The sequence below is a fragment of the Cryobacterium sp. genome, assembly GCF_025463825.1.
Classification (GTDB): Bacteria; Actinomycetota; Actinomycetes; order Actinomycetales; family Microbacteriaceae; genus Cryobacterium.
Window position 1 is genome coordinate 1 of sequence record NZ_JAODBG010000109.1, and the last position, 25,092, is coordinate 25,092.

A 25,092-nucleotide genomic window follows, 5' to 3' on the forward strand; every position below is an offset into this window, starting at 1 on the left:
TGACCGAGACGGTGGCCGCCCTAGAAGCTGTGGGGGTTCCCGTCATCATCAGCTGCTCGATCGTGGGGTTGGCCCGGTCGACGTATTACCGGCGCAGCCGGGGTTACCGGCACTACAAGCCGGTGGCTCAGCCACTGCGACAGGCTGAACGAAAGCAGCCCGCGGCGCTAGACGCGGACGAACGATCCCAAGTGATCGATGTCCTCATTGACGAGAAATATGCGGATAAGTCCGTCGTTCAAAACGTATTGGCGCGCCTTTGACGCTGGCGAGGTGGTGTGTTCCCAGCGCACCTTTTACCGGATCGCGACGGCAGAGCGCCTCGTCGGCGACCAACGCCGAACCCGCTCACACGGGTTCAGCACGTCTCGTACCCCTGCCGTTGCAACGACCGGGGTTGGTGAGTTGTGGTCCTGGGACATTACCGAACTACGCGGCCCCACCCGGGCAGACCGGTACTACCTGTATCTGGCCATTGATGTGTTCTCCCGTTACCCGGTGGCCTGGTGCATCGAATACGCCGAGTCCAAAGACCGCGCCGTGACATTGTTCACCGACGCGATCACCACCCACGGCGCCCCCCCGGGTCCTGCACTCCGACAACGGGGCCGTCATGCGCGCCCACGACCTCGTCAACGCCCTCACCACCGCCGGCGCGCTGATGTCCTACTCCCGGCCCCGCGTCAGCGACGACAACCCGTTCTCTGAATCCCTCTTCAAGACCATCAAATACGACCCCGCCTGCCCCGACTGGTTCAACAGCATCGACCACGCCCGCCAGTGGACCCAGGACTTTCTGCACGCATACGCCACCGAGCACCGCCACAGCGGACTCGGCCGGCACACCCCGCATCCGTTCACGACGGCACCGCCAACCACATCCGCCAGCGCCGCCAAGAGCGCCTCGACCAATACTGGGCCGCACACCCCGAGCGCTTCAGAAACGGCCCACCGCACCACAACACTCACAAAAAACCGGAATCAACACCCGCCTGTTGTCTCAGGCAGGTTGACAACTTCCGTGTAGCGGGCGCGGTCGGCCACTAGAGGCGCAGCGAGGGCGGCGGGACCTCAGCCGAAAGGGTTGGTGGGCTTCAGGGTGATCGTGCTGCCCTTGGGGAGGGACGAACCCGCCGCAGGATCCGTCGACTCGACGCTCAGGAGCGCCGCGATGGCGTCGGCGCCGGGGTTGTAGCTCAGCTTGAAGCCGAGGTTGGACAGCGTCTCCTTGGCCTCTGACCAGCCCACGCCGACGACGTTGGGAACCACGACCGGTTCCGGGCCGCGGGAGACGGTGAGGGTGATGGGGGAGCCCGCCCGAATGGGCCCGGCGGCGCCGGGCGCCGCGGAGATGACGTCGCCCTCGGGCACGGTCTCGCTGTACCGTTCCTCGCCCGACTGGCCGACGAGGCCCTGACCGGCGAGGATATCGATGGCGTCGTCGAGCGACTCGCCCGCCACGTCGATGACGTCGCCCAAGGACACCACATAGTTGATGGTGCTGCCCTCGAATGCGTCGCCGCCCTCGGACACGTCGGCTCCGTCACTGGCGCGGGCCGCGTAGAAGACGATGCCGTCGTCGAACTCGGCGTTGAACATCTTGTCCACGGTGCCGGGTACGGCGAGAGAGTCGTTGATGGCCGAGATGGCGGCTTCCTCGTCGAGCCCCCGGAGGGCGGGGAGCACGATCGGCTGCGGTCCTTCTGACACGTTGAGGGTCACCGTGCTGCCCTTGGCAACCCGGCTGCCGTTCCCCGGATCGGTCCCGGCCACCAGGCCCGCTTCGATCTCGGTGCTGTAGACGGTTCCGCGCTCGGCCACCAGGCCGAGTTCCTCGAGCTGCGCGGTGGCGTCCTCCGGGGTCGAGGAGACCAACGCGGGTACGGTAACCTGCGCGCCGGGGCCGGCGCCGAAGTACCAGCCGGCGGTGCCGGCCAGGGCGGCGAGAAGCAGGATGACCAGGAACAGCCAGGAGCCGCGCCGGCGACGCTTCTTCGCTGTTACGGCCAGCTGGGTCACCGGGTCGTCATCGGGTTCGTCCACCGGCGGCGGGGCGAGGGCTGTGGTCGTGCTGGTGCCGGCGGCGACCAGCGGACCCCGGCCCATGATCTGGGTTTCGGCGTCGGCGGAGGAGCTGAGGGTGCGCGGGAGCACCATGGTCGTCTGCATCACCGTCTCGGCCCCCGGTCGAACCTGCTTCTCCACCTCGAGCAGCTGGTCCAGCATGACACGGGCGTCGCGCGGGCGTTCCTCCGGGTCGCGGGCCGTGGCCCAGGTCACGAGCTCGTCGAGCTCGACGGGCACACCGGGCGCCACGAGGCTGGGCATCGGCACGGTGTCGTTGGCGTGCTGGTAGGCCACCTGCATGGGCGCCTCGCCGACGTACGGCTGCTCACCGGTGAGCATCTCGTAGGTCATGATGCCCAGCGCGTAGATATCACTGCGGGCATCCGCGATGCCGCGGGTGACGAGTTCGGGGGAGAGGTAGGCGACCGTGCCCAGGAGCGCCTGGCCGGTGGCGGTGTTGTTGTTCACGGCGCGGGCCAGCCCGAAGTCGCCGATCTTGATGCGACCGTCGTCGGCGAGGAGCACGTTCTCCGGCTTGACATCCCGGTGCACGATGCCGGCCTTGTGGGCGGCGGCGAGGCCCGACAGCACGGCCTCGAGGATATCCATGGTCTGCTCCGGCGTGAGCCGGCCGTAGTCCTTGAGCAGGTCGCGCAGCGTGATGCCGGGCAGGTGCTCCATCACCAGGTAGGCGATATCGGCATCCTGGCCCTGGTCGAAGACGTTCACCACGTTGGGGTGGGCCAGGCGCGCCGCCGAACGGGCCTCCTGGATGAAGCGGCTGCGGAAGGCGTTGTCGTCGGCCAGGTGGCCGTGCATGATCTTGATCGCCACTCGGCGCTCGAGGCGCAGATCTGTGGCGAGGTACACCGTAGCCATACCGCCGCGGGCGATCCGGGAGCGCACCTGATAGCGGCCGTCGATGAGACGGCCGATCATGGGGTCAAGAGGGCTGTCGGTCACCCGTCGAGTCTACGGAAAACTCGGGGGTTCCTCTGGAGGGAGCGCAGCGCGGCGGGCAACGATTCGGTCACTGTGCGGCGGATGCCGGGATTCAGCCGAGTTCGGCGAGCCAGCCCCGCGCGGATGCTTCCCAGTTGGCGTACAGGTCCGGGTGAGCGGAGATCTGCACGGCCTGGGCGGCCTGGGTGACCGACATGCTCTCCCAGCCGCTGATGTCCAGTAGCCCGCGGGTGATGCCGCGGTTGGGGTTGACCGGTCCGCCGAAGAACGCGCGGACGGCGCGGTCGGCATCCATGACCTGCTCCTGAGTGCCCCAGCCGGAGCTCGGGCGCTGCTGGAAAAGGCCGAGGGAGTCGCGGTCGCCGTGGTCGATGTTTCGCAGGCCCGATTCCTGGGCGGCGGCGGCGAGGGCGACGACGAGGGCGGCGTCGCTTGCGCCGGCTTCGCGCCCGACGGAGATGATGAGGCGGGCGTTCTCGGCCATCTCGCTCGTCAGGGGGGTCACGGCGTCGGTGGTGGCGACCGGAGTGGGGGTGACCAGGACCGCGGGGCTGGCCTGCAGCACGGGGGCGGCGGCGGTGCCGGGGATGGAGATGACCTGGCCGGGGAAGATGACGCTCGACCAGCCGAGTCCGTTGGCCTCGAGGACCGACTGGACGGAGACGCCGGCATCGCCGGCGATCTTGTCGACGGTGTCGCCGGAGACGACGGTGTGGCTGCCGGTGGCGGACGGGTTGATCACGGCGGTGACCGTGACGGACGCGACGCTGGAGACGGCGGCCGTGGCGGCGCTCCCTCCGGGCAGGACGATGACCTGGCCGGGGAAGATGATGCTGTTCTGGCCGAGACCGTTCGCGCTGAAGACCGACTCGGTCGGCACTCCGTGGGCGGCGGCGATGCCACTGAGGGTGTCGCCGGACTGGATGGTGTACCGGGTGATCTCCGCCGAGACGGCGGCGGGTGCGGGGGCAGCGGCGACCTCGCTGGTCGAGAGGGTGAGCACCTGGCCGGGGAAGATCACGGCGGACCAGCCGAGCCCGTTGAGGGCAAGGACCGATGCGGTGGACAGGCCGAAGCGGCCGGCGATGGCGCTGACGGTGTCGCCGTCGACAACCGTGTACTGGGTCGGCGCGGAGACGGCCGCGACCGCCGTGGCGGGCTGGACCGATTGGACCGGCTTGACGGCGGCGGAGGGCAGATTCGTGCGGGACTTCAGTGGCTTCTTCAACGCCGCCTGGGCCTGGGCGGGTGAGGCCAGGTTCAGCACGATGGCGATCGTGCTGACAACGACGAGCGGGATGCTCGCGACGGCGCCCAGCGAGCGCCGGACTCCAGTGGGGGTCGGACGGTGCCGAGCGGGCTCGGCGGGCGAACCGGACGTCTCGACAGGGGAGTCGGCCGGGGCCGTCCTCGTTTCGATCTTGCTGGCTCTAACCGACATTCCACACCCTCTTCATAGTTGATACCGACTCAACGCTGACACAGAACATATGCCGAGTCAATTAACCACGCGGCAGGACCGGCCGATAGCGGCGCGATTTGCCCGGATTCCCGGCACAATCTGCCAGTTAACGAGCTCGCGGGGGGTTTGTCGTGGCTGGCCAATCGTGGGAGGCTTGTCGGGTGACCGATTCGTCTTCTGCACAAACGCATTCCGTTCCCTCTACCGTCCCCAGCGCCGAGCCGATCGCGGGCGACCTGACCGCCGCCGGCCCCGTCTGGCTCGCGATCCCCGACCTCGTCGAGGCGCTGGGCATCAGCCAGAGCCGGGTACGCCAGCTCATCGAGGACAAGCACCTCCTCGCGGTCCGCCGCGACGGTCGGCTGAGCGTCCCCGCCTCCTTCATTCGCGACGGCTCGCCCGTCAGCGAACTGCGCGGCACCCTGATCGTGCTCTCCGACGACGGCTTCACCGACGAGCAGGCCATGGAGTGGTTGCTCGAGGTGGACGACAGCCTGGGGGTGCCGCCCATCGACGCCCTGCTCGCCGGCCGCAAAGCCGAGGTGCGTCGCGTCGCGCAGGCCCTCGCCTGAGGGTCAGTACACGCGCCGCGTGACCGTGCCGGCGAACTCGGTGAGCTCCTCGGCAACGGCGCCCTCGACGGGCGATCCGTCCAGCACCGCCAACGCTTCCGCGACGTTCGTCTGGATCAGGGTCTCGACCCTGTCGACGGCGCCGCTTGCGGTGATGATCCGCTGCAGCACGCCGATCTGCTCCGGCGACAGATCGGGGCGACCGAGCAGCCTGTCCACGGTGGAGAGGTCGGCGTGCTCCAGCCGCTGGCGGGCCAGCGCGATCAACACCGTGCGCTTGCCCTCCCGAAGGTCGTCACCGCTCGGCTTGCCGGTGACGGCCGCATCCCCGAACACCCCGAGCAGGTCGTCCCGCAGCTGGTAGGCGATGCCGAGCGGCAAACCGAAAGCTCGCAGCGCGTCGAGGTGGACGTCGTCGGCGCCGGCGAGGGCCGCGCCGATCACGAGCGGGGCCTGCACGCTGTACTTCGCCGACTTGAACACGATGACGCGCACGGCGCGGTCGAACAGTTCGGACTCGGCCTGGGTGATCCAGGCCTGTTCCTCGAGGATGTCCAGGTACTGCCCGGCCGTCACCTCGGTGCGCATTCGATTGAATTCGGCGCGCGCGCGCCGGCCGCTGACGCGGTCGGCCGCGGTGTCCAGCCCCTCGTCGAGCAGTTCGTCGCTCCACCCCAGCAACAGGTCGCCGAGGAGGATCGCCGAGGCCTGGCCGAACTCGCCGGGATGGCCGGCCCAGCCCTGCGCACCGTGGAGGCTCTCGAAGCGCCGATGGGCGGATGGTGCGCCCCGACGGGTGTCGGAATTGTCGATGATGTCGTCGTGAACAAGCGCTGCCGCGTGGAAGATCTCCAGCGCGGAGGCGGCCGAGACGATGCCCGCCAGACCGTCTGCGGCGCCGGCGGAATCCACGCCGGCAGCGGGGGAGGAGGGGCCGGAGGCCCGGGCCGGAACGCTCCGCCAACCGAGGTGGGCGAACTGCGCTCGGAAGCGCTTGCCGCCGCTGAGAAACTGCCGTGAGAACTCAACGAGCACAGTCAGGTCAGGGCTGATGGTCGTCACAATTGATTCACGCGTATTGATGAATTCGTCGATGCGAGAATGAACCAGATCGACCAGTCGGGTGCTATGAGCCACTTGCCTAGCCTAGCCATCTCGGCGGGACTAGAATTAGGGTCTAATCCGCTCGATCCCCAATTGGAGGAATGAGATGCCGCTTTCAGAACAAGAGCAGCGACTCCTCGAAGAGATGGAGCGCAGTCTCTATCACAACGATGCCGAATTCGTGGCGAGCGTCGGGGGCACGCGTCTCCGCCCCAACTACCGTTCCATCGTTCTCGGGGTGCTCGCGGGTGTCGTTGGGATAGCAACTCTTGTTGCCGGGGTTGCGGTGCAGCAGCTCTGGCTCGGGGTCATCGGATTCATCATCATGTTCGGCGGGGTCCTGCTGGCCATCACCCCCGGCCGCGGCGCCCGGGCCGCCAAGCCCTCCTCGGGCGGCCAGGCCCGACGCCCGGCGCAGGCTCGCAGCCAGCAGGGCTTCATGGACAAGCTCAACGACCGCTGGGACCGCCGTCAGGACGGCCAGCAGTAACACCAGTTCCACCTCCGCCCGCCCCCTACGGCTGCCCCGTGCTCTCGCCCGGAGGAGATCCCCGGGTTGGCGGGCATTCGGTTTTAACGGGCGGCGATGCGGCCCGGCCGATCGGATCGGGCGCCGCCTCGGCCCTCCCTCATCCTCCACCTGCGACCTCCCACTGGACCGACCGCCGCGTCGGTCTTTTTTTGTGCCCGAAAACGCTCCGAACCCCTTCAAAACGTGGGATTTTCCTCCACCCCGTGATTCCGTGTAATCCCGGGAATAAATGGACTATTTCTCGCCAATATCCCGCAATTTCCTGACTTGGTGGTTAATAGTGGAGTAAAGTGGAGCAACACCTGACCTTGGCCGGAAGAGAGGGGTGATGAATGTTCCTCGGGACCTATGCCCCCAAGCTCGACGAAAAAGGACGCGTCATTCTGCCGGCCAAGTTCCGCGAGGAACTCTCGACCGGCATCGTGATGACTCGCGGCCAGGAACGGTGCTTGTACGTCTTCACCACCCGTGATTTCGACGAGGTGCACGAAAAGATCCGGCAGGCGCCCATCACCAGCAAGGAGGGCCGGGACTTCTTCCGTGTTTTCCTTTCCGGAGCCAGCGCAGAAACGCCCGACAAGCAGAACCGCGTGACCATTCCGGCCAACCTTCGGGCGTATGCGGGCCTCGGCCGCGACCTCACCGTCATCGGTGTCGGCACGCGGGTCGAGATCTGGGACACCGAGGTCTGGGATGCGTACCTCATTGAGCAGGAAGCCTCGTTCGCCAACATCACGGAGGAGGTGATTCCGGGACTCTTCTAGCTCCTGGCGCCCGACTCCCAGCCGTTCGCTCCTGACACACTTCCCCGGTGCCAGGCCAACGGATGGGGATCAGGCGGCAGGATCCGCCCCGGTAGCTATGAACAACAACAACAACACGAACGACGAGATGAACACTGACACCGCCGCCAGCCCGGCCGACCGGCCGCAGCTGAACGAGATCCACGTGCCGGTGCTGCTCGAGCGCAGCATCGAACTGCTCGGCCCGGCCATCGACAAGCCCGGCGCGGTCCTCGTCGACGCCACCCTCGGAATGGGCGGCCATGCCGAAGCCATGCTCACCCGGTTCCCCGGCCTCACCCTGGTGGGCCTGGACCGCGACCTCGACGCGCTGGCCGTGGCCGAAGAGCGACTCAAACCATTCCGCGACCGCATCCACCTGGTGCACACGGTGTACGACGGCATCCTCGACGCCCTCGCCGGACTCGGTATCGACGAGGTGCAGGGCGTCCTCTTCGACCTCGGCGTCTCGAGCATGCAGCTCGACCAGGTCGAGCGCGGCTTCTCCTATTCCAAGGACGCGCCCCTGGACATGCGCATGGACAGCACCTCCCCGCTCACGGCCGAACGCATCCTCGCGGAGTACAGCGAAGGTGACCTGCGCCGCATCTTCCAGGAGTATGGCGAGGAGAAGCTCGCCGGCCGATACGCCAAGGCGATCGTGGAAGCGCGGGTGAGCACCCCGTTCGTGCGGTCCGCCCCGCTCGTCGAGGTCATCACTAAGGTCACCCCGGTCGCCGTGCAGCGCATGGGTCACCCCGCCAAGCGGGTCTTCCAGGCTCTGCGCATCGAGGTCAACCAGGAGCTTGCCGTGCTCGAGCGCGCGATCCCCAACGCCATGGAAGCCGTCGCCGTCGATGGCCGCATCGTCTCGATGGCCTACCAGTCGCTCGAGGACCGCATCGTCAAGCGGATGTTCGCCGCCGCGTCGACCTCCAGCGCCCCCGCGGGACTCCCTGTGGAGCTTCCCGAACACAAACCGCTGTTTACCCTGCTCATCCGGGGCGCCGAATTGGCGTCGGATGACGAAAAAGCGATCAACCCCCGTGCAACGTCGGTTCGCCTGCGTGCCGCGCAACGACTGAGGAGAGCCGAATGAGCGACAACCTGGCCCGGGTGCCCAATGCCCATGAACTGCGTCCCGACATCGCGGAGCGCACCGGTGCACAGCGCCACATCGAGATCGTCGCACCCAGCAAGCACGCCAGGCCGCGCGTCGTCTACGCGGTGTCGGCCGTGACCTGCGTCGGCGCCATCGTTGTGGCCCAGCTGCTGCTCAGTGTGGGAATCTCGCAGGGCGCCTACGAGATTTCCGCGCTGCGCGCCAGCCAGGTCGAACTGGGGCGCACCGCCGACAGCGTGAGCGAAGACCTGATCAAGGTCTCGTCCCCGCAAAGCCTGGCCGCGAACGCCGAAGCGCTCGGTATGGTGAGCAACTCGACCCCCGCCTACCTCCGGCTCTCCGACGGAGCCGTTCTCGGCGCGCCGACCTCGGCCGACGGCGACCAGGCCGGCGCAGCCAGCCTGGTGCCCAACTCCCTGCTGACCGAGACCCCCCTGGTGACCCAGCAGGCCGCCGGCGGAACGGGCGCCAGCGTCGCGGCCGCGGCCCCGGCGACCACTGCGACCGGCACTGCCGCAAGCACAGCCGCAACGACAACCGCAGCTGCGGCAGTTGCGGCGACCGACGGCCTGCCTTCGCCGACCACCAGATAATCGCAGGTACAGTCCCCTACAGGAGGTCTACCAGGTGGCGAAAACAAACATGTCCAGCAAGCGCAGGGTTGCGGCGACAGTCGTGGTACTCGTTGCCATCATCGGACTGTTCGTCGTCCGGCTGGTCGACATCCAGGTGGTGCGGGCAGACACCCTGAGCGCGGATTCGCTGGGCAACCGGTCGGTGGAGAACACCGTCTACGGCTCGCGGGGTGAGATCCTCGACGCCAACGGTGTCGTCCTGGCCGGCACGGTGATGCGCTACGACGTGCAACTCTCGCCCAAGAACGCCAAGCAGTTCACCCGTACGGTGGCCGGCGTCAAGAGCACCGTCACGGTGCCGGAAGCGGCGGCCGAGATCGGTGCGATCACGGGTCAAACCGGTGGGCAGATCGAGGCGATCATCGCCGACGCGCTGGCGGACAACCCCGACTCCGACTTCGCCTACGTGTCCAAGCAGGTCGATGTGGACGCTTTCCGAGCCATCTACGACCTCGACATCCCCTGGCTGACCTTCGCCAAAAATCCCAGCCGGGTCTACCCCAACGGGGCCGTGGCGGGAAACCTGGTCGGTTTCGTGTCGTCGGAGGGCGCCGCCCAGGCCGGGCTCGAACTCGGCCAGGACGCCTGCCTGGCCAGCGCCAACGGCACCGAGACCTACGAACGCGGCGCCGACGGTGTGCGGCTGCCCGAGAGCACGGTCACCACGGATGCCGCCGTCGACGGCAGCGACGTCGTCACCACGATCGACTCCGACCTGCAGTTCTTCGTGCAGCAAGCCCTCGCCGAGCAGGCGCAGACCACCGGCGCGGCCTGGGGCAACGTCATCGTGCAGGAGGTCAAGACGGGCAAACTCGTCGCGGTCGCCGACTATCCCAGCGTGGACCCCAACGATGTGAGCCTGACCGAAGCCGAGGACCGCGGCTCACGCGCCTTCACGGCCCCGTACGAACCCGGTTCCACCTTCAAGGCCCTCACCGCCGCGTCGGTCCTCGACGCCGGCCTGGCCACCCCGAATTCCCAGGTGGTCGCGCCCTACCGTTACCTGCCGGAGAACGGCGCGAACGTGAACGACAGCTCCAACCACCCCGACCTGCGCCTCACCCTCACCGGTGTGCTCATCGACTCGTCGAACACCGGTATGTCGAAGCTCGGCGAACTCCTCACCGACCAACAGCGCTTCGACTACATGACCAAGTTCGGGATCGGCAGCGTCACCGAGAGTGGCTTCCCGGCCGAGGAACCCGGCATCCTGAACCCGTATGACGAGTGGGACCCGCAGACCCAATACGCCACCATGTTCGGTCAGGGCCTGACCACGACGGCGCTGCAGGTCTCCAGCGTGTACCAGACGATCGCCAACGGCGGCGTTCGGATGCCCGTGCAGCTGGTCACGGGCTGCCGCGCCGCCGACGGCACCGTCACGAACGCGCCCTCCGAAGAGGGCACCCAGGTGGTGTCGGCCTCCGCGGCCAGCGACACCGCCGACATGCTCGAGATGGTCTACCAGGAGGGCTGGCTCGCCAAGACCTGGAACATTCCCGGCTACCGGGTCGCCGCCAAGACCGGCACCGCGCAGATGCCCGACGGCAACGGAGGGTACACCAAGGGTTACCTCGTGTCGGTGTCGGGCTTCGCGCCCGCCGACGATCCGCAATACGTCGTTTCGGTGAGTCTGGCCGATCCTGTTAACATGAATTCGTCAGCAGCGTCCGCTCCGGTCTTCCAAGAGGTCATGAGTCAGGTGCTGAAAAAGTACCGGGCAGTTCCCTCGGGCGCCGCCGCGCCTGATCTCTCCGGTTCCTGGTAAGAAAGTGAGCCCCGTGACCGATCTGGCACCCTCGGCTCTCCGCCCTCAGCATCCGATCCCGCGGTCGTTGTCGGGTCTGGTCGAAGAAATGAAGCTTGAGGTGCGCGGCGACGCCACCGACCTGGAGCTCACGGGCATCAGTCTGAGCTCGCGCTGTGTGTTACCGGGCGACCTCTTCGTGGGTGTTCCCGGCCTCCTCGCCCACGGCGCCTCCTACACCGCCGCAGCGCGCGACGCCGGCGCTGTCGCTGTGCTCACCGACGAGGCCGGGGCGCTTCTCGCGGCGGACTGCGGCCTGCCGGTGCTCGTGACCCCCGACGTCCGGGCGGTTCTGGGTGCCGCGGCGGCGTGGGTCCATCACTCCGAGTTGAACCCCGCCACCCTCTTCGCCGTGACCGGCACGAACGGCAAGACCAGCGTCGTCTACCTGCTTTTCGCCATCCTCACGCAGCTGGGCGTCACCGCCGGGCTCACGTCGACCGCGGAACGCCGGATCGGCGCTGTTTCCGTGACGAGCTCTCTCACCACCCCCGAGGCGACCGAACTGCACGCCCTGCTCGCCCGGATGCGCGAGGCAGATGTGGGCGGCATCGTGGTCGAGGTCTCGGCGCAGGCGCTCAGCCGCCACCGTGTCGACGGCCTGGTATTCGACGTCGCCGGCTTCTCGAACCTGTCGCACGACCACCTCGATGACTACACCACGATGGAAACCTACTTCCAGGCCAAAATGGATCTCTTCCAGCCGGAACGGGCCCGGCGCGGCGTGGTCACGGTCGACACCGAATGGGGTCGCCGGGTCGCAGCGGAAGCCACCATCCCGGTGACGACCCTCGCGAACCGGTCCTTCGGCCCGGTGCCGCCCGGTGACGCCGCCCCCGTCGTCGCCGACTGGCACATGAGCGTCCTGGACTCCGGCGCCCGATACACCGAATTCCTGCTCGAAGGCCCGGACGGCCGCCGACTGCGGACCCGCGTGCCCTTGCTCGGCTGGTACATGGCGGCCAACGCCGCCCTGGCCATCGTCCTGCTCGTCGAGGCCGGCTACGACCTCGCCGCCATCGACGACGTCCTCACCAGGGACGGCGGCATCACGGCCTACGTCCCCGGCCGGGCCGAGCTGATTTCGGGGGAGCGCGGGCCACTGGTCTACATCGACTACGGGCACAGCCCCGACGCGTTCCTCAACACCCTTGCCGCGATCCGCGCGTCGACCACCGGGCGCATCATCATGGTGTTCGGTGCTGACGGGGACCGTGACAAGACCAAACGGTCCGCCATGGGCGCCATCGCCGCCCAGGGCGCGGATGCCGTTGTGATCACCGATTTCCACCCCCGCTTCGAAGACCCGGCCCTCATCAGGGCCACGCTGATGGCCGCGGCCAAGATCGCCGCCCCAGCCGGCGAACTCTATGAAGTACCCGACCCGGCCACGGCGTTCCGCCGCGCGCTGTCCCTCGCCGGGGTGGGGGATGTCGTGCTCTATGCAGGGCCCGGCCACGAGGACTACCAGGAAGTTGCCGGAGTGAAGATCCCATACTCGGCGCGTGAAGACGCCCGCGCCGCACTACAGGAAGCGGGGTGGCTGTAAATGATCGCCCTCAGCCTGACTGACATCGCCACCGCCGTGACCGGCGAGCTGCACCTGGCCACCGCCGACGGTGCGCTCTCCGCCGAGAGCCTCGTCGGGGGAACCGTGCACACGGACTCCCGCGAGGTCACCGCCGGGGACATCTTCGTCGCCAAGCCGGGCGAGGAGACCGACGGCCACCTGTTCGCACCCGCTGCCGTGGCCAATGGGGCCGCCCTCCTCGTCGTCGAGCGGCTCCTCGACGTCCCCGTCGCCCAGATCGTGGTGGCGGATGCCGTTCTCGCGCTCGGGGATCTGGCCACGTTCGTGATCACGACGGTTCGCGCCGCCGGCCGCCTCAAGATCATCGGTATCACCGGGTCCAACGGCAAGACAACCACCAAGAACCTGCTGCACGCCATCCTTCAGCGTGTCGGTCCGACCGTCGCCGCCAAGGCGTCCTTCAACAACGAGGTCGGCGCCCCGCTCACCATGCTCGGGGTCACCGACGAGACCCGGTTCCTCGTGGCCGAGATGGGCGCGAGCGCCGAAGGCGAAATCGCCCGGCTCGTCCGAATGGCCCGACCGGACATCGGCATCGTGCTCAAGGTGGGGCTCGCCCACGCCGGCGGGTTCGGTGGCATCGAGGCGACCGTGCGCGCGAAATCCGAGATGGTCACCGGCCTGCGCCCGGAGGACGTCGCCGTGTTGAACGCCGACGATGACCGGGTCGCCGGCATGGCCGAGCTCACCGCCGCCCGCGTGGTCTGGTTCGGGGAGAGCGACCGGGCAACGGTCCGTGCCTCGAACATCCACGGCAGCCGTACCGGCACCACGTTCACCTTGCACCTTCCGAGTGGTGACAGCCGGTCCGTCTCCTTCCGGGTGCTCGGCGAACACCACGTCATGAACGCCCTGGCCGCCGCCGCGGCGGCGGACGAACTCGGCGTGCCGATCGACGACATCGTCGCCGCCCTCGAATCCGTCACCGTCGCCGAACGATGGCGCATGGAAGTGCTGGGCGGGCGGGACGACATCACGGTGATCAACGACGCCTACAACGCCAGCCCGGATTCCATGACCGCGGCCCTCAAGACCCTCGCCCAGGTCCGCACGCCGTCGGGCCGCAGCATCGCGGTGCTCGGTGAGATGAGTGAACTGGGGGAGCTGGCCGGCGACGAACACGACCGGATCGGTCTCCTCGCGGTCCGCCTCAACATCTCCCAGCTCGTCGTCGTCGGTCCTGCCGCGCGCCGCATGCACATCAGCACCATCAACGAGGGCTCGTGGGACGGGGAGTCGGCTTACGTCGAAACCCCCGACGCGGCCTTCGAGTTGTTGCGCGACACCGTGAAACCCGGCGACACCGTGCTCGTCAAATCATCAAATTCAGCCGGACTCCGATTCCTCGGTGACCGACTGGGAAAGTTGTACTCGTGGTAGCCCTCCTGCTGGCCGGAGCGATGTCCCTCGTCTTCACGCTCCTGCTGACCCCGCTGTTCATCCGGCTGTTCCATAAGCTCGGCTGGGGCCAATTCATCAGGGATGACGGTCCCAAAAGCCACCACGCCAAGCGCGGCACCGCCACCATGGGCGGCATCATCATCATCGTCGGCGTTCTGATCAGCTACTTCACTGCCATGCTTCTGCAACAGCGGCCGCTGACGGCGTCGCCGCTGCTCGTGTTGTTCATGATGGTGGGGCTGGGCCTGGTCGGCTTCCTCGACGACTACCTCAAGACCCGCAACCAGCGCAGCCTGGGTCTCGGCGGCTGGCAGAAGGTCGCCGGGCAGGTTGTCGTTGCCGGCGCCTTCGGCTGGATGGCGCTGCAGTTCCCGGACAAGAACGGCCAGACCCCGGCATCCACCCACATCTCGTTCATCCGGGACCTGCCACTGGACTTCATGAAACTCGGTACCTTCGTCGGTATCGCAGCCTTTCTTGTCTGGATCTGCCTGATCGTCGCCGCGACCTCCAACGGGGTCAACGTCACCGACGGTCTCGACGGCCTGGCCACTGGCTCGCTGGTCTTCGCGATCGGCTCGTACATCATCATCGGGTTCTGGCAGTCCAACCAGTCCTGCAACACCGGCGGATCCGCCGCGGTCGACCTCTACAAGTGTTACGGCGGGCCCGATTCGTTCGACCTGGCCATCGTGGCCGCCGCCATCGTCGGCGGGCTTATCGGCTTCCTCTGGTGGAACACCTCGCCGGCCAAGATCTTCCTCGGTGACACCGGCTCGCTCGGCCTCGGCGGAGCCCTGGCCGCACTGGCCATCCTCAGCCGCACCGAGCTGCTGCTCGTGCTTATCGGCGGCCTGTTCGTGATCGAGGCCGGGTCCGTGATCGTGCAGCGCGCGTACTTCAAGGTGACCCGGGGCAAGCGCATCTTCCTGATGAGCCCGATCCACCACCACTTCGAACTCAAGGGCTGGGCAGAGGTGACCGTCGTGGTGCGCTTCTGGATCATCGGCGGGCTGCTCGTCGCCGCCGGCGTGGGAACGTTCTACCTCGAATGGCTGACCCGCTAGTGGGTGCCCACTCCTACGACGAGCCGGCAGGCGGCACCCCACCGAACCCGCTCGACCGGCTCACCAGCTGGCACTCGGACTGGTCCGGCCTGCGGGTGGCCGTGCTCGGCCTCGGCATGACCGGTTTCGCTGCCGCCGACACCCTCGCCGAGCTCGGCGCCGACGTCCTCGTCGTGGCCGGGCGCGCTCCGGATGACCGGGACCGGTTGCTCGATGTGCTGGGCATCCCGCTGGTCACCGCGGACCTCGATGCCGCGCCTGCCGAGCTGGTCGCGCACCGCGCGGAACTCATCATCGTGTCTCCGGGCTTCCACCCCGACCACGCCCTGCTCGAGTGGGCCGCGGCCGAGGGGATCCCCGTCTGGGGTGACATCGAACTGGCCTGGCGCCTCCGCGACAAGGTCGGCGCTCCCGCTCCGTGGATCCTCGTGACCGGCACCAATGGCAAGACCACCACCGTGCAGCTGGCCGCCACCATGTTAGCCGCCGCCGGGCACCGGGTGGCGCCGTGCGGCAACATCGGCGTGCCGGTCCTCGACGCCATCCGCGACCCGCAGGGCTGGGACGTGCTCGTCGTTGAGCTCTCCAGCTACCAGCTGCACCACCTGCCCGAGGGCGGTCCGGGGGCTCTGGCACCGTGGTCGAGCGTGTGCCTGAACATCGCCGACGACCACCTGGACTGGCACGGTTCCGCCGAGGCCTATCGGGCAGCCAAGGCCAAGGTCTACAACAACACCGCCGTGGCCTGTGTCTACAACAAGGCGGACCTCGCCACTATGCGGATGGTCGAAGACGCCGAGGTGCAGGAGGGCGCACGGGCAATCGGATTCGGCCTCGGCGTGCCCGGCCCCAGCGACCTGGGAATCGTGGACGGCATCCTCTGTGATCGAGCCTTCCTCGAGGACCGGTTCGACAGCGCCATCGAGCTGAGCACCGTTCCCGACCTCGCCGCCGCCGGCCTGGCGGCCCCGCATATCGTCGCCAATGTCCTGGCCGCCGCGGCCCTGGCCCGCTCATTCGATGTCGCTCCGGCGGATATCCGCTCCGCCCTGAAGACCTTCCACCTCGACGCCCACCGTATCGAGGTCGTGGCGACCTCCGGCGGCGTGAGCTGGGTCGACGACTCCAAGGCCACCAACCCGCACGCGGCGGATGCCTCCCTCGCGGCGTTCGACTCCGTCGTGTGGCTTGTCGGCGGACTACTCAAGGGCGTGGACATCGACGCCCTGGTCGCCAAGCATGTCGGCCGGCTCCGCGGCGCCGTCGTGATCGGCGTCGACCGCAACGAACTCCTCGCGTCATTTAAGCGACACGCCCCTGCCCTGCGCGTGTTCGAGATCGACTCGGATGACACTGGTGAGGTCATGCCGACCGCGGTCAGCCTGGCCGCGGCCCTGGCCGAGGCCGGTGACGTGGTTCTCCTGGCGCCCGCTGCGGCATCCATGGACCAGTTCGCGAGTTACGCGGAACGCGGGGCGAAATTCGCCCAGGCAGTGCACGATTATTTGGGAGGTGGGTCGGATGACGACTCCTCCTCGTACCCGGGTGCCTGAGCCCGGCAGCACTGAAACCGGCAGCACCATGAACCCCGCCCGGGTGGCGCTCAGCCGGGTCAACCTCGGCAAGGTCTTCCGGGCCGAGTCCACCAACTACCTGCTGCTGCTGGGCACCACCCTGTTCCTCGTGGTCTTCGGCCTGGTCATGGTGCTCTCCTCGAGCTCGGTGGATTCCTACCTCGAGAACGCCGGCTTCTTCGGCGGCCTGTTCCGGCAGGGCATCTTCGCGCTGATCGGCATCCCGCTGATGCTCGTGATCAGCCGCCTGCCGGTGACGTTCTGGAAGCGCATCGCCTGGCCGGCGCTCCTGATCGCCTGTTTCTTCCAGTGCCTGGTGGTCTTCACCCCGCTGGGTGTCACCGTCGCCGGCAACACCAACTGGCTGGACTTCGCCGGAGTGCAGTTCCAGCCCTCCGAGGCCATCAAGGTGGCCCTGGTGGTGTGGCTGGGCGTGATCCTGAACCAGAAGAAAGACAGGCTCCACGACTGGCGCCACGTCTACATCCCGGTCTTCGGCGTCGGCGGCGGGGCGGTGCTGCTCGTCATGATCGGTGGCGACCTCGGAACCGTGATCATCATGGCCGGTATCCTGTTCGGCGCCATGTTCTTCGCCGGCGTGCGGCTGCGGATGCTTGCCCTGCCACTGATCGCCGGCGTGGTCGCCGGTGGTCTGCTGGCCATCTCCAGCGAGAACCGCCGCACCCGGCTGCTCAGCTTCGCCGTCGACTCCTGCGACACCGTGGGCGGTCCGATCTCCGCGGCCTGCTGGCAACCGCTGCACGGCACCTGGGCGCTGGCCAACGGCGGAATCTTCGGCGTGGGCCTGGGCAACTCCAAGGCCAAGTGGTCCTGGCTGCCGGCGGCGGACAACGACTACATCTTCGCCATCATCGGCGAAGAGCTGGGCCTGATCGGCGCCATCGTGGTGCTGCTCATGTTCGTCCTGCTCGCGTTCGCGTTCATCCGCATCCTGCGCGGCGCATCCACGATGCAGGTCAAGGTCACGACCTCGGCGGTCATGGTGTGGATCATCGGCCAGGCGCTGGTCAACATCGGTGTTGTGCTCGGGGTGCTGCCCGTGCTCGGTGTTCCGCTCCCGCTGATCTCCGCCGGCGGTACGGCGCTGCTCACCACCCTCGCGGCCATCGGTGTGGTGCTCTCGTTCGCCCGCAGCGACCACGATCGGCAGCAGGATGCCGCGGCCGGCCGCGCGCAGGCGGGCACAGCCGCGGCGGGACCTTCGCCGTTCGGCGCGGCCCAGACGCGCACGGCACCACAGGCTGCAGCGCAGCGCACCGCACCGCAGCGCACCACCCCGAAACGAGGACCCACCCGATGACGACGTACCTCCTGGCCGGCGGCGGCACCGCCGGGCACGTCAATCCGTTGCTCGCCGTGGCCGACGCGCTCACACTGCGCGATCCCACGGCCACGGTGCTCGTGCTCGGTACCGCGGAGGGCCTGGAAGCCAGGCTCGTCCCCGCCCGCGGGTACGAGTTGCTGCTCGTGCCCCGGCTGCCGTTCCCGCGGCGGCCGAACCGGGCCGCGCTCAGGTTCCTGCCCCGGATGAACCGGGCCATCAACGACGTGGCCGCTCTGTTGCGCAGCCGCAAGGTCGACGTGGTCGTCGGCTTCGGCGGTTACGTCGCCAGCCCCGCCTACCTGGCCGCCCGTCGCGCCGGGGTCCCGGTCGCGATCCACGAGGCCAACGCCAAACCCGGCCTCGCCAACCGGCTCGGCGCCCGGCTGTCCAGGAGCGTCGGCGTCGCATTCGCCGGCACCGCGCTGCCGCACGCCACGTTCGTCGGCATGCCGCTCCGCCGGGAGATCGTGGACCTGGACCGCTCCGCCGCGAAGCCCGCCGCGCAGGAGTTCTTCGGCCTCGACCCCGAGCGGCGCACCCTGCTGGTCACCGGAGGATCCCTCGGCGCCCGGCGGATCAACCGCACCGTGGTGGACGCCGCGGCGCAAATCACCGCGACCGGCTGGCAGGTGCTGCACATCACGGGCACTGCTGCCGAGGTGACCGACCCGGCGATCGCCGGCTACCGCATGCTGCCGTACTGCGACCGGATGGACCTGGCGCTGTCGGTGGCTGACGCCGCCGTGTCCCGCGCCGGAGCGGCCACCGTGAGCGAACTATGCGCCCTGGGTATTCCCGCCGTGTACGTTCCGTACCCGGTGGGCAACGGCGAGCAGCGGTTCAACGCGGCTGATGTCGTGAAGGCCGGCGGCGGCATCCTCGTCGACGACGCCGCCTTCCTGCCCAGCTGGGTGGAATCGGACCTGCTGCCGGTGCTGAGCGATCCGGGCACGATCTGGCGAATGGGGGAAGCCGCCCGGTCCGTCGGCGTCCTGGACGGCACCGCTCGGATGATCGAACTCATCGACCAGGCGGGCCGCCGCACCGCCAGGCGTTAACCCCTGGGTGGGCAGGTGTGATCTCGCTGGGGCGCCCGGCCCATTCGACGGCGAGTCCGCCGCCGCGTAACGTTGACGTCACCCCGTTCCAGCCGCAACAGCTGCACCACCCGCGCTCCGCCAGCCAGAAAGACGCTCCCGTGATCAAGCCAGACCTCACCCTTATCGTTCCCGAAGACCTCGGCACCGTGCACTTCGTGGGCATCGGCGGTTCGGGCATGAGCGGCATCGCCCGGCTCTTCCTGGCCGCCGGCCACACCGTCACCGGGTCGGACTCCCGCGACTCCGACAACGTCCAGGCGCTGCGCGCCCTCGGTGCCACGATCACGATCGGCCACGACGCCGCCAACGTCGGCGACGCCGACAGCCTCGTCGTGACCGGGGCCCTCTGGCAGGACAACCCCGAGTACGTGCTCGCCTCCGAGCGCGGCCTGCCCGTTCTGCACCGCGCCCAGGCGCTGGCCTGGCTGATCCGCTCGCACCGCCTGGTGTCCGTGGCCGGCGCGCACGGCAAGACCACGTCCACGGGCATGATCGTCACCGGACTGCTCGGCCTGGACCAGGACCCGAACTTCGTCAACGGCGGGGTCATCGAATCCCTCGGCGTCAGCGCCGGTAGCGGCGCCGACGACCTCTTCGTCGTCGAGGCGGATGAATCCGACGGTTCGTTCCTGCTGTACAACACCAGCGTGGCCCTGATCACCAACGTGGACCCCGACCACCTCGACCACTACGGCTCCCTCGAAGCCTTCGAGGCGGCGTTCGTCGAGTTCGCCCAGAACGCGAACGAACTCGTCGTGATCTCCTCCGACGACCCCGGCGCCGCGCGCGTCACCGGGCGCCTGGACGGACCGCGCATAGTCACGTTCGGCGAGGCCGAGGACGCGACAGTTCGGGTGCACTCGATCACCACCGACGGGCCGGTGACGTTCACCGTCAGCTGGGAGGGCGCCGACTACACGGCCACCCTGCGCGTGCCCGGCAAGCACAACGCCATCAACGCCGCCGGCGCCTTCGCCGTCCTGGTCGGGCTCGGCTTCGATCCGGCGGCCGCCCTCGAGGCGATCTCGGCATTCGGCGGTACCCAGCGCCGGTTCGAGCTGCACGGCACCGTGCGTGGCGTCAGCGTGTACGACGACTACGCCCACCACCCGACCGAGGTCGCCGCCGCCCTGTCGGCCGCGCGCACCGTCGTGGGAACCGGCCGCATCATCGCCGTCCACCAGCCGCACCTGTACAGCCGCACCCGCCTGTTCGCTCAGGAATTCGCCGACACCCTGGAGAAGTACGCCGACGAGTCCATCGTGCTCGCCGTCTACGGCGCCAGGGAGGACCCGGAGCCGGGCGTGACCGGCGCCCTGGTGTCCGAGCGCTTCACCGACCCGTCCCGCGTGGCCTTCATTCCCGAATGGCAGGATGCCGCGGACTACCTGGGCACCATCGCCAGGGACGGCGACTTCGTCGTGACCCTGGGCTGTGGTGACGTCTACCGCATCGTTCCCCAGCTGCTGGACTCGCTGGGCGCCACCGCATCGTTCCTCGCCGAACCCGTCGCCGGGGAGCGCGGATGACGTTCGGCCAGGGCTCGCGCGCATGAAACGTCCTCCCGGCGTACCGCAGACGCCCCGGCCGGCCTCATCGCGCGAACCCGGTCGCGGCGCCGCGCATCCGGTCGCCCGCCCGGCGACGGCCACGCCGAAGTCCGACCCGGCCACCGACACCGCGGCTGAGCGGGCGAAGGCCGACCGTGCCCAGGCGGACCGTGCCCAGGCGGACCGTGCCCAGGCGGTCCGTGCCCAGACGGTCCGTGCCCCATCGGCTCCGGCGCGCTCCGAACCCGACGCCACGACGGAACCGATCACGCTCCCACGGGAGGCGGCAGGTTCGGCCGGCAACGCACCGGTCGACACACCGCGCGCCGTGGCGACCGATGCGGTCCCGGCGAAGACCGGAAAAGGGGCACCGACGCGTACCCCGGGACTGCTGGCTCGCCGGGCTTCCCGGAAGTCCCGCCCCGCCGCGACCGACCGGTCGGGTGCATTCGCCACCTCGGAGGTGCCGCTGACCGCCCGCGCGGCTCGCAGGCGGCTCCGCGCCGCCCGGCGAGCCCGAAAGCAGTACGAGCGCAGCGAAGTGCGCCGTTTCACGTCCAGGTCTCGCCGTCGCCGCAATCTCTGGATCGCCGCCGTCGGCACCGCCGTGGCCCTCGTCGCCTTCGTGCTCGTCGGGGTCTACTCGCCGCTGATGGCCCTCCGCACTATCGAGGTGACCGGCACCGCTCGGATCCCCGCCGACGACATCGTGCAGGCCCTCGACGGCCAGCTGGGCACCCCGTTGCCGTTGATCGACTTTGCTGACGTGAAACAGGAACTGAGCGAGTTCAGCCTGATCCGCAGTTACGTCACCGAGAGCCGGCCGCCGGACACCCTGGTAGTCCGGATCGTCGAACGCGAACCCGTCGCCACCCTCGCCTCCGCTGCCGGCTTCGACCTCGTCGACGCCGCCGGAGTGGTGATCACCAGCGCCGAGGCGCGCGCGGAGGGTTACCCGGTCATCGACGCTGCCGGGGGAGCCAGCGGAGCCGGATTCGGGGCCGCCGTCGCCGTGATCCAAGCGCTTCCCGAGGGCATCCGCAGCCAGCTGGACACGGTCACCGCCGCCACCGAGGACGACGTCACGCTCACCCTGGCCGGGGGAGCGCGCGTGGTGTGGGGCAACTCGGAGCGAGCGGAATACAAAGCGGTCGTACTGTCCGCCCTGCTCGTGAGCCACCCGGTCGGCAGTGTCACCGAGTACGACGTGTCCTCGCCCGACAGCGCCGTCGTCCGCTAGCCGCACCACGAACCGCGCGACGGCTCCGCGCCACGGGTCCGCACGACGCGAATCGGTCCGGGTATTCGCGACACGCGGGCGCGCCTCCCCAAGGCGTCCGGTGTGGCACCTAACTTCGAATTTAGGAATTGCATACTCAGCATAACTTTAAGCTTCGAGTAGAGGTTTAGGGTTCCACCGGAGGCCGGACGTGTCAACTAATCAGAACTACCTAGCAGTCATCAAGGTTGTTGGAATCGGCGGGGGCGGCGTCAACGCCGTCAACCGCATGATCGAGCTCGGCCTCCGTGGGGTCGAATTCATCGCCATCAATACGGATGCCCAGGCACTCCTGATGAGCGATGCCGACGTCAAGCTCGACGTCGGCCGTGATCTCACCAGGGGTCTCGGCGCTGGCGCGGATCCCGAGGTCGGCCGTCGTGCCGCCGAGGACCACGCCGAAGAAATCGAAGAGGCGCTGGCCGGAGCCGACATGGTCTTCGTCACCGCCGGCGAGGGTGGCGGAACCGGTACCGGGGGCGCTCCCGTCGTCGCCCGGATCGCCAAGTCCATCGGCGCCCTGACCATCGGTGTCGTCACGAAGCCGTTCGGCTTCGAGGGCAAGCGTCGCCAGGCGCAGGCCGAGACCGGTGTCGCCTCACTGAAGAACGAGGTCGACACCCTCATCGTCGTGCCGAACGACCGGCTGCTGGAAATCAGTGATCGCGGGATCAGCATGCTCGAGGCCTTCGCCACCGCCGACCAGGTGCTCCTGGCCGGCGTGCAGGGCATCACCGACCTGATCACCACCCCTGGCCTGATCAACCTCGACTTCGCCGACGTCAAGTCGGTCATGCAGGGTGCCGGTTCGGCCCTCATGGGGATCGGCTCGTCTCGCGGCGCAGACCGCGCCATCAAGGCGGCCGAACTCGCCGTGGCCTCGCCGTTGCTCGAGGCGTCCATCGATGGCGCCCACGGGGTGCTGCTCTCCATCCAGGGTGGCTCCAACCTCGGCATCTTCGAGATCAACGATGCCGCCCGCCTGGTCCAGGAGGCCGTGCACCCCGAAGCCAACATCATTTTCGGCGCCGTCATTGACGACACCCTCGGTGACGAGGTCCGGGTGACCGTCATCGCCGCCGGCTTCGACGGCGGAGAACCTGGAGCGAAGGCCGTCGAGGTGCGTCGTGCCGACCTGGTTGCGGCAGGCGTCGCCGCCGGGGTGTCCGGTGGCGCAGCCGTAGGGGCCGGCTCGGACTCGGCGTCCGCATTCACCGTCGAAGACCCGGCCGCCTCGGTCTGGTCGACGGTGGACTCGGCCGCGAGCACTCCCGTTGCCGACCCGGCCTTCGAGGACGATTCAGACGACCTGGACATCCCCGACTTCCTCAAGTAATGGCCGAACCAGAGCTCTCCTCGCGGTTGGCGACCGTGCGCGCCGGCATTGCCGACGCCGCGCGGTCCGCCGGCCGGTCTGTGGACGACATCACGACAATCGTCGTGACGAAGTTCCAGCCCGTGTCGCTGGTGCGTGAGCTCCTCGAGCTCGGCATCCGCGACTTCGGTGAGAGCCGTCACCAGGAGGCCCACCTGAAGGCCGCCGAACTGGCCGGAGCGGGGATCAGCTGGCATTTCGTCGGCCAGGTGCAAGGCAAGAAGGCCAGAGCGGTGCGCGCCTACTCGTCGGTGATCCATTCCGTCGACCGTGAGTCACTGGTCACCGCTCTCGGCACCCCGCCGGAGGCTGTGCCGGCGGCCCAGCCCACGACCCGCCCAGTGGACTGCTTCGTGCAGGTCAACCTCACGGACGACCCCGCCAGGGGCGGCGTGTCCATCCCCGATCTCGCTCCATTGGTCGAGCGGGTGCTGGGCACCCCGGGCCTCGGCCTCCTCGGCCTCATGGCCGTCGCACCGCTCGGCGCCGATCCAAGGCGTTCGTTCGCCCTGGTGGCCGAGCTGGGCTCCCAGATGCAGGGCATCGCGCCGACGGCCCGCTACCTGTCCATGGGCATGTCCCAGGACTACGCGGCCGCCATCGCGGAGGGCGCGACACACCTGCGAATTGGCACCGCAATCACCGGGAATCGCCCGGCACCGGTTAATCTGAAAACGTCGTAATACCAACACGGAGGTCGAGATGTCCAACCCGCTCAAGAAAACCATGGTCTACCTGGGTCTGGCAGACGAAGAGCTGGATTATGAGGAGCCCGCCAAGGCTCCCGTCTCCGCTCTTCCCACGCAGTCCGCGCACGCCGTGAACTCCCCAGCCGTCGCACCCGTGACCGGGTCGCACTCCTCGGGCCGAGCACCGGTCACGCCGTTGCACAAGACCTCCACCCCCAAGAATGTTGTCGTGTCCGAAATGAACGAGATCCTCACCGTCCACCCCCGCCAGTACCGCGACGCCCAGGTGATCGCCGAGTCTTTCCGTGATGGAATCCCGGTCATCATCAACTTGTCCCAGATGAGTGACGCCGATGCGCGCCGCCTGATCGACTTCGCCAGTGGGCTCTCGCAGGGCCTGTACGGCAAGATCGAGCGCGTCACGGCCAAGGTATTCCTCCTGTCGCCGTCGCACGTCGTCATTTCCGGCGACAACGCCGCCGCCGAAGAAGGGGACGCCGATTCCTCCTTCTTCACTCAGTCGTAACCGAGCGTGTCCCCAATCGCGCTGATCGGTTCGATCGCCTACTTCGTCCTCCTGCTGTACTTCTTCGTGCTGTGGGGGCGGTTCATCGTGGACCTGGTCCGTGGTGTCAACCGGTCGTGGCGGCCGCAGGGCTTCGTCCTCGTGCTCATCGAGTTCGTTTACACCGTGACCGACCCCCCGGTCAACTTCTTCCGCCGGATCTTTCCGCCGCTACGGATCGGTCCGATCGCGTTCGACTTCGGCTGGACCCTGACCATGCTCTGCACCATCATCGCCATGTCGATTACCGGGCTTCTGCGCTGACCCGCAGCCCCGCCGGTGTCCCGGCATGTATTCTGGACCGATGACGGCCGACCGGCCCGGTACCGCACCGAGAGCCAGTTGGCCGCCCGCACGTGTTCGCAACAACTGTTCTTTTATCAAGTTTTGAGGTGGAAAGCCATGGCGCTAACTCCGGAAGATGTAGTCAACAAGCGGTTCCAGTCGACCAAGTTCCGTGAGGGATATGACCAGGACGAGGTTGACGACTTCCTCGACGAGGTCGTTGT

General features: G+C 68.2%; 25 protein-coding genes. 22 read left to right on the forward strand and 3 right to left on the reverse strand.

Translation table 11 applies throughout. The features are described from left to right. The 3 genes from JWP54_RS13475 to JWP54_RS13480 form a co-directional block, all read left to right on the forward strand. A partial coding sequence (locus tag JWP54_RS13475; RefSeq protein WP_297372911.1) for a hypothetical protein occupies positions 1-263 on the forward strand: 263 nt, incomplete at its 5' end. Further along, positions 220-708 (forward strand): DDE-type integrase/transposase/recombinase, encoded by a 489-nt coding sequence (locus tag JWP54_RS17785; RefSeq protein ID WP_367274226.1) that lies wholly within the window; start codon positions 220-222, stop codon positions 706-708. The genes JWP54_RS13475 and JWP54_RS17785, both read left to right, overlap by 44 nt. Continuing rightward, positions 614-1,027: an integrase core domain-containing protein gene (locus tag JWP54_RS13480; protein WP_297372913.1), complete on the forward strand. Its 414-nt coding sequence runs from the start codon at positions 614-616 to the stop codon at positions 1,025-1,027. Before JWP54_RS17785 ends, JWP54_RS13480 begins: the two co-directional genes overlap by 95 nt. Positions 1,028-1,071: 44 nt before the next feature. Here the strand turns inward: JWP54_RS13480 and pknB are convergent, their stop codons facing one another. Then, positions 1,072-3,030 (reverse strand): Stk1 family PASTA domain-containing Ser/Thr kinase, encoded by a 1,959-nt coding sequence (gene pknB / locus JWP54_RS13485; RefSeq protein ID WP_297372915.1) that lies wholly within the window; start codon positions 3,028-3,030, stop codon positions 1,072-1,074. A gap of 91 nt (positions 3,031-3,121) precedes the next feature. After that, entirely contained in the window at positions 3,122-4,471 is a 1,350-nt protein-coding gene (locus tag JWP54_RS13490) for a LysM peptidoglycan-binding domain-containing protein (protein WP_297372917.1), read from the reverse strand. Between the two features lie 245 nt (positions 4,472-4,716). Here JWP54_RS13490 and JWP54_RS13495 point away from each other — a divergent pair, with 245 nt between their 5' ends. Next, positions 4,717-5,064, forward strand: coding sequence for an Rv2175c family DNA-binding protein (locus tag JWP54_RS13495; RefSeq protein WP_367274227.1), 348 nt, complete (start codon positions 4,717-4,719; stop codon positions 5,062-5,064). Positions 5,065-5,067: 3 nt separating this feature from the next. Here JWP54_RS13495 and JWP54_RS13500 read toward each other — a convergent pair whose 3' ends face one another. Then, positions 5,068-6,126: a polyprenyl synthetase family protein gene (locus tag JWP54_RS13500; protein WP_297372919.1), complete on the reverse strand. Its 1,059-nt coding sequence runs from the start codon at positions 6,124-6,126 to the stop codon at positions 5,068-5,070. Positions 6,127-6,274: 148 nt separating this feature from the next. Here JWP54_RS13500 and JWP54_RS13505 point away from each other — a divergent pair, with 148 nt between their 5' ends. The 18 genes from JWP54_RS13505 to JWP54_RS13590 form a co-directional block, all read left to right on the forward strand. Then, positions 6,275-6,658 carry a DUF3040 domain-containing protein gene (locus JWP54_RS13505; RefSeq protein WP_297372921.1) on the forward strand — a complete coding sequence of 128 codons (384 nt, stop codon included), beginning with the start codon at positions 6,275-6,277 and terminating at the stop codon, positions 6,656-6,658. A 374-nt stretch (positions 6,659-7,032) separates the two neighbouring features. After that, positions 7,033-7,464 (forward strand): division/cell wall cluster transcriptional repressor MraZ, encoded by a 432-nt coding sequence (gene mraZ / locus JWP54_RS13510; RefSeq protein WP_297372923.1) that lies wholly within the window; start codon positions 7,033-7,035, stop codon positions 7,462-7,464. 127 nt (positions 7,465-7,591) lie between these two features. Continuing rightward, positions 7,592-8,581 carry a 16S rRNA (cytosine(1402)-N(4))-methyltransferase RsmH gene (gene rsmH / locus JWP54_RS13515; RefSeq protein WP_297372954.1) on the forward strand — a complete coding sequence of 330 codons (990 nt, stop codon included), beginning with the start codon at positions 7,592-7,594 and terminating at the stop codon, positions 8,579-8,581. Then, positions 8,578-9,198 carry a hypothetical protein gene (locus JWP54_RS13520; protein WP_297372926.1) on the forward strand — a complete coding sequence of 207 codons (621 nt, stop codon included), beginning with the start codon at positions 8,578-8,580 and terminating at the stop codon, positions 9,196-9,198. The genes rsmH and JWP54_RS13520 overlap by 4 nt, the downstream gene beginning before the upstream one ends. A gap of 49 nt (positions 9,199-9,247) precedes the next feature. Continuing rightward, positions 9,248-11,008 (forward strand): penicillin-binding protein 2, encoded by a 1,761-nt coding sequence (locus JWP54_RS13525; protein WP_297372928.1) that lies wholly within the window; start codon positions 9,248-9,250, stop codon positions 11,006-11,008. Between the two features lie 13 nt (positions 11,009-11,021). Next, a complete protein-coding gene (locus tag JWP54_RS13530) occupies positions 11,022-12,596 on the forward strand; it encodes a Mur ligase family protein (RefSeq protein ID WP_297372930.1) in 1,575 nt (524 codons plus the stop codon). Then, complete coding sequence (gene murF, locus JWP54_RS13535) at positions 12,597-14,018, forward strand: UDP-N-acetylmuramoyl-tripeptide--D-alanyl-D-alanine ligase (protein ID WP_297372932.1); 1,422 nt, start codon at positions 12,597-12,599, stop codon at positions 14,016-14,018. Then, positions 14,012-15,106 (forward strand): phospho-N-acetylmuramoyl-pentapeptide-transferase, encoded by a 1,095-nt coding sequence (gene mraY / locus JWP54_RS13540; RefSeq protein ID WP_297372934.1) that lies wholly within the window; start codon positions 14,012-14,014, stop codon positions 15,104-15,106. The genes murF and mraY overlap by 7 nt, the downstream gene beginning before the upstream one ends. After that, positions 15,091-16,659 carry a UDP-N-acetylmuramoyl-L-alanine--D-glutamate ligase gene (gene murD / locus JWP54_RS13545; protein WP_297372936.1) on the forward strand — a complete coding sequence of 523 codons (1,569 nt, stop codon included), beginning with the start codon at positions 15,091-15,093 and terminating at the stop codon, positions 16,657-16,659. The genes mraY and murD overlap by 16 nt, the downstream gene beginning before the upstream one ends. Beyond that, complete coding sequence (gene ftsW, locus JWP54_RS13550) at positions 16,628-18,001, forward strand: putative lipid II flippase FtsW (protein WP_297372938.1); 1,374 nt, start codon at positions 16,628-16,630, stop codon at positions 17,999-18,001. The genes murD and ftsW overlap by 32 nt, the downstream gene beginning before the upstream one ends. Further along, positions 17,998-19,083: an undecaprenyldiphospho-muramoylpentapeptide beta-N-acetylglucosaminyltransferase gene (murG, locus tag JWP54_RS13555; RefSeq protein WP_297372940.1), complete on the forward strand. Its 1,086-nt coding sequence runs from the start codon at positions 17,998-18,000 to the stop codon at positions 19,081-19,083. Before ftsW ends, murG begins: the two co-directional genes overlap by 4 nt. Before the next feature lie 140 nt (positions 19,084-19,223). Next, positions 19,224-20,654 carry a UDP-N-acetylmuramate--L-alanine ligase gene (gene murC, locus JWP54_RS13560; protein ID WP_297372942.1) on the forward strand — a complete coding sequence of 477 codons (1,431 nt, stop codon included), beginning with the start codon at positions 19,224-19,226 and terminating at the stop codon, positions 20,652-20,654. A gap of 22 nt (positions 20,655-20,676) precedes the next feature. Next, positions 20,677-21,915, forward strand: a complete 1,239-nt coding sequence (locus JWP54_RS13565; RefSeq protein WP_297372943.1) for an FtsQ-type POTRA domain-containing protein — start codon at positions 20,677-20,679, stop codon at positions 21,913-21,915. A 190-nt stretch (positions 21,916-22,105) separates the two neighbouring features. Then, positions 22,106-23,290, forward strand: coding sequence for a cell division protein FtsZ (ftsZ, locus tag JWP54_RS13570; RefSeq protein ID WP_297372945.1), 1,185 nt, complete (start codon positions 22,106-22,108; stop codon positions 23,288-23,290). Next, positions 23,290-24,012, forward strand: coding sequence for a YggS family pyridoxal phosphate-dependent enzyme (locus tag JWP54_RS13575; RefSeq protein ID WP_297372947.1), 723 nt, complete (start codon positions 23,290-23,292; stop codon positions 24,010-24,012). Before ftsZ ends, JWP54_RS13575 begins: the two co-directional genes overlap by 1 nt. Before the next feature lie 19 nt (positions 24,013-24,031). Beyond that, positions 24,032-24,544 (forward strand): cell division protein SepF, encoded by a 513-nt coding sequence (locus JWP54_RS13580; protein WP_297372949.1) that lies wholly within the window; start codon positions 24,032-24,034, stop codon positions 24,542-24,544. Positions 24,545-24,550: 6 nt separating this feature from the next. Next, positions 24,551-24,847 (forward strand): YggT family protein, encoded by a 297-nt coding sequence (locus JWP54_RS13585; RefSeq protein ID WP_297372951.1) that lies wholly within the window; start codon positions 24,551-24,553, stop codon positions 24,845-24,847. Between the two features lie 138 nt (positions 24,848-24,985). Beyond that, on the forward strand, positions 24,986-25,092 hold a 107-nt coding region (locus JWP54_RS13590; RefSeq protein ID WP_297372957.1), incomplete at its 3' end, for a DivIVA domain-containing protein.

Bases quoted from the DNA above. Each gene is read 5' to 3' on its own strand.
- JWP54_RS17785 (WP_367274226.1), top strand. From the start codon at position 220: ATGCGGATAAGTCCGTCGTTCAAAACGTATTGGCGCGCCTTTGACGCT.
- JWP54_RS13480 (WP_297372913.1), top strand. From the start codon at position 614: ATGCGCGCCCACGACCTCGTCAACGCCCTCACCACCGCCGGCGCGCTG.
- JWP54_RS13490 (WP_297372917.1), bottom strand. From the start codon at position 4,471: ATGTCGGTTAGAGCCAGCAAGATCGAAACGAGGACGGCCCCGGCCGAC.
- JWP54_RS13505 (WP_297372921.1), top strand. From the start codon at position 6,275: ATGCCGCTTTCAGAACAAGAGCAGCGACTCCTCGAAGAGATGGAGCGC.
- mraZ (WP_297372923.1), top strand. From the start codon at position 7,033: ATGTTCCTCGGGACCTATGCCCCCAAGCTCGACGAAAAAGGACGCGTC.
- rsmH (WP_297372954.1), top strand. From the start codon at position 7,592: ATGAACACTGACACCGCCGCCAGCCCGGCCGACCGGCCGCAGCTGAAC.
- JWP54_RS13520 (WP_297372926.1), top strand. From the start codon at position 8,578: ATGAGCGACAACCTGGCCCGGGTGCCCAATGCCCATGAACTGCGTCCC.
- JWP54_RS13525 (WP_297372928.1), top strand. From the start codon at position 9,248: ATGTCCAGCAAGCGCAGGGTTGCGGCGACAGTCGTGGTACTCGTTGCC.
- murF (WP_297372932.1), top strand. From the start codon at position 12,597: ATGATCGCCCTCAGCCTGACTGACATCGCCACCGCCGTGACCGGCGAG.
- murD (WP_297372936.1), top strand. From the start codon at position 15,091: ATGGCTGACCCGCTAGTGGGTGCCCACTCCTACGACGAGCCGGCAGGC.
- ftsW (WP_297372938.1), top strand. From the start codon at position 16,628: ATGACGACTCCTCCTCGTACCCGGGTGCCTGAGCCCGGCAGCACTGAA.
- murG (WP_297372940.1), top strand. From the start codon at position 17,998: ATGACGACGTACCTCCTGGCCGGCGGCGGCACCGCCGGGCACGTCAAT.
- JWP54_RS13565 (WP_297372943.1), top strand. From the start codon at position 20,677: ATGAAACGTCCTCCCGGCGTACCGCAGACGCCCCGGCCGGCCTCATCG.
- JWP54_RS13575 (WP_297372947.1), top strand. From the start codon at position 23,290: ATGGCCGAACCAGAGCTCTCCTCGCGGTTGGCGACCGTGCGCGCCGGC.
- JWP54_RS13580 (WP_297372949.1), top strand. From the start codon at position 24,032: ATGTCCAACCCGCTCAAGAAAACCATGGTCTACCTGGGTCTGGCAGAC.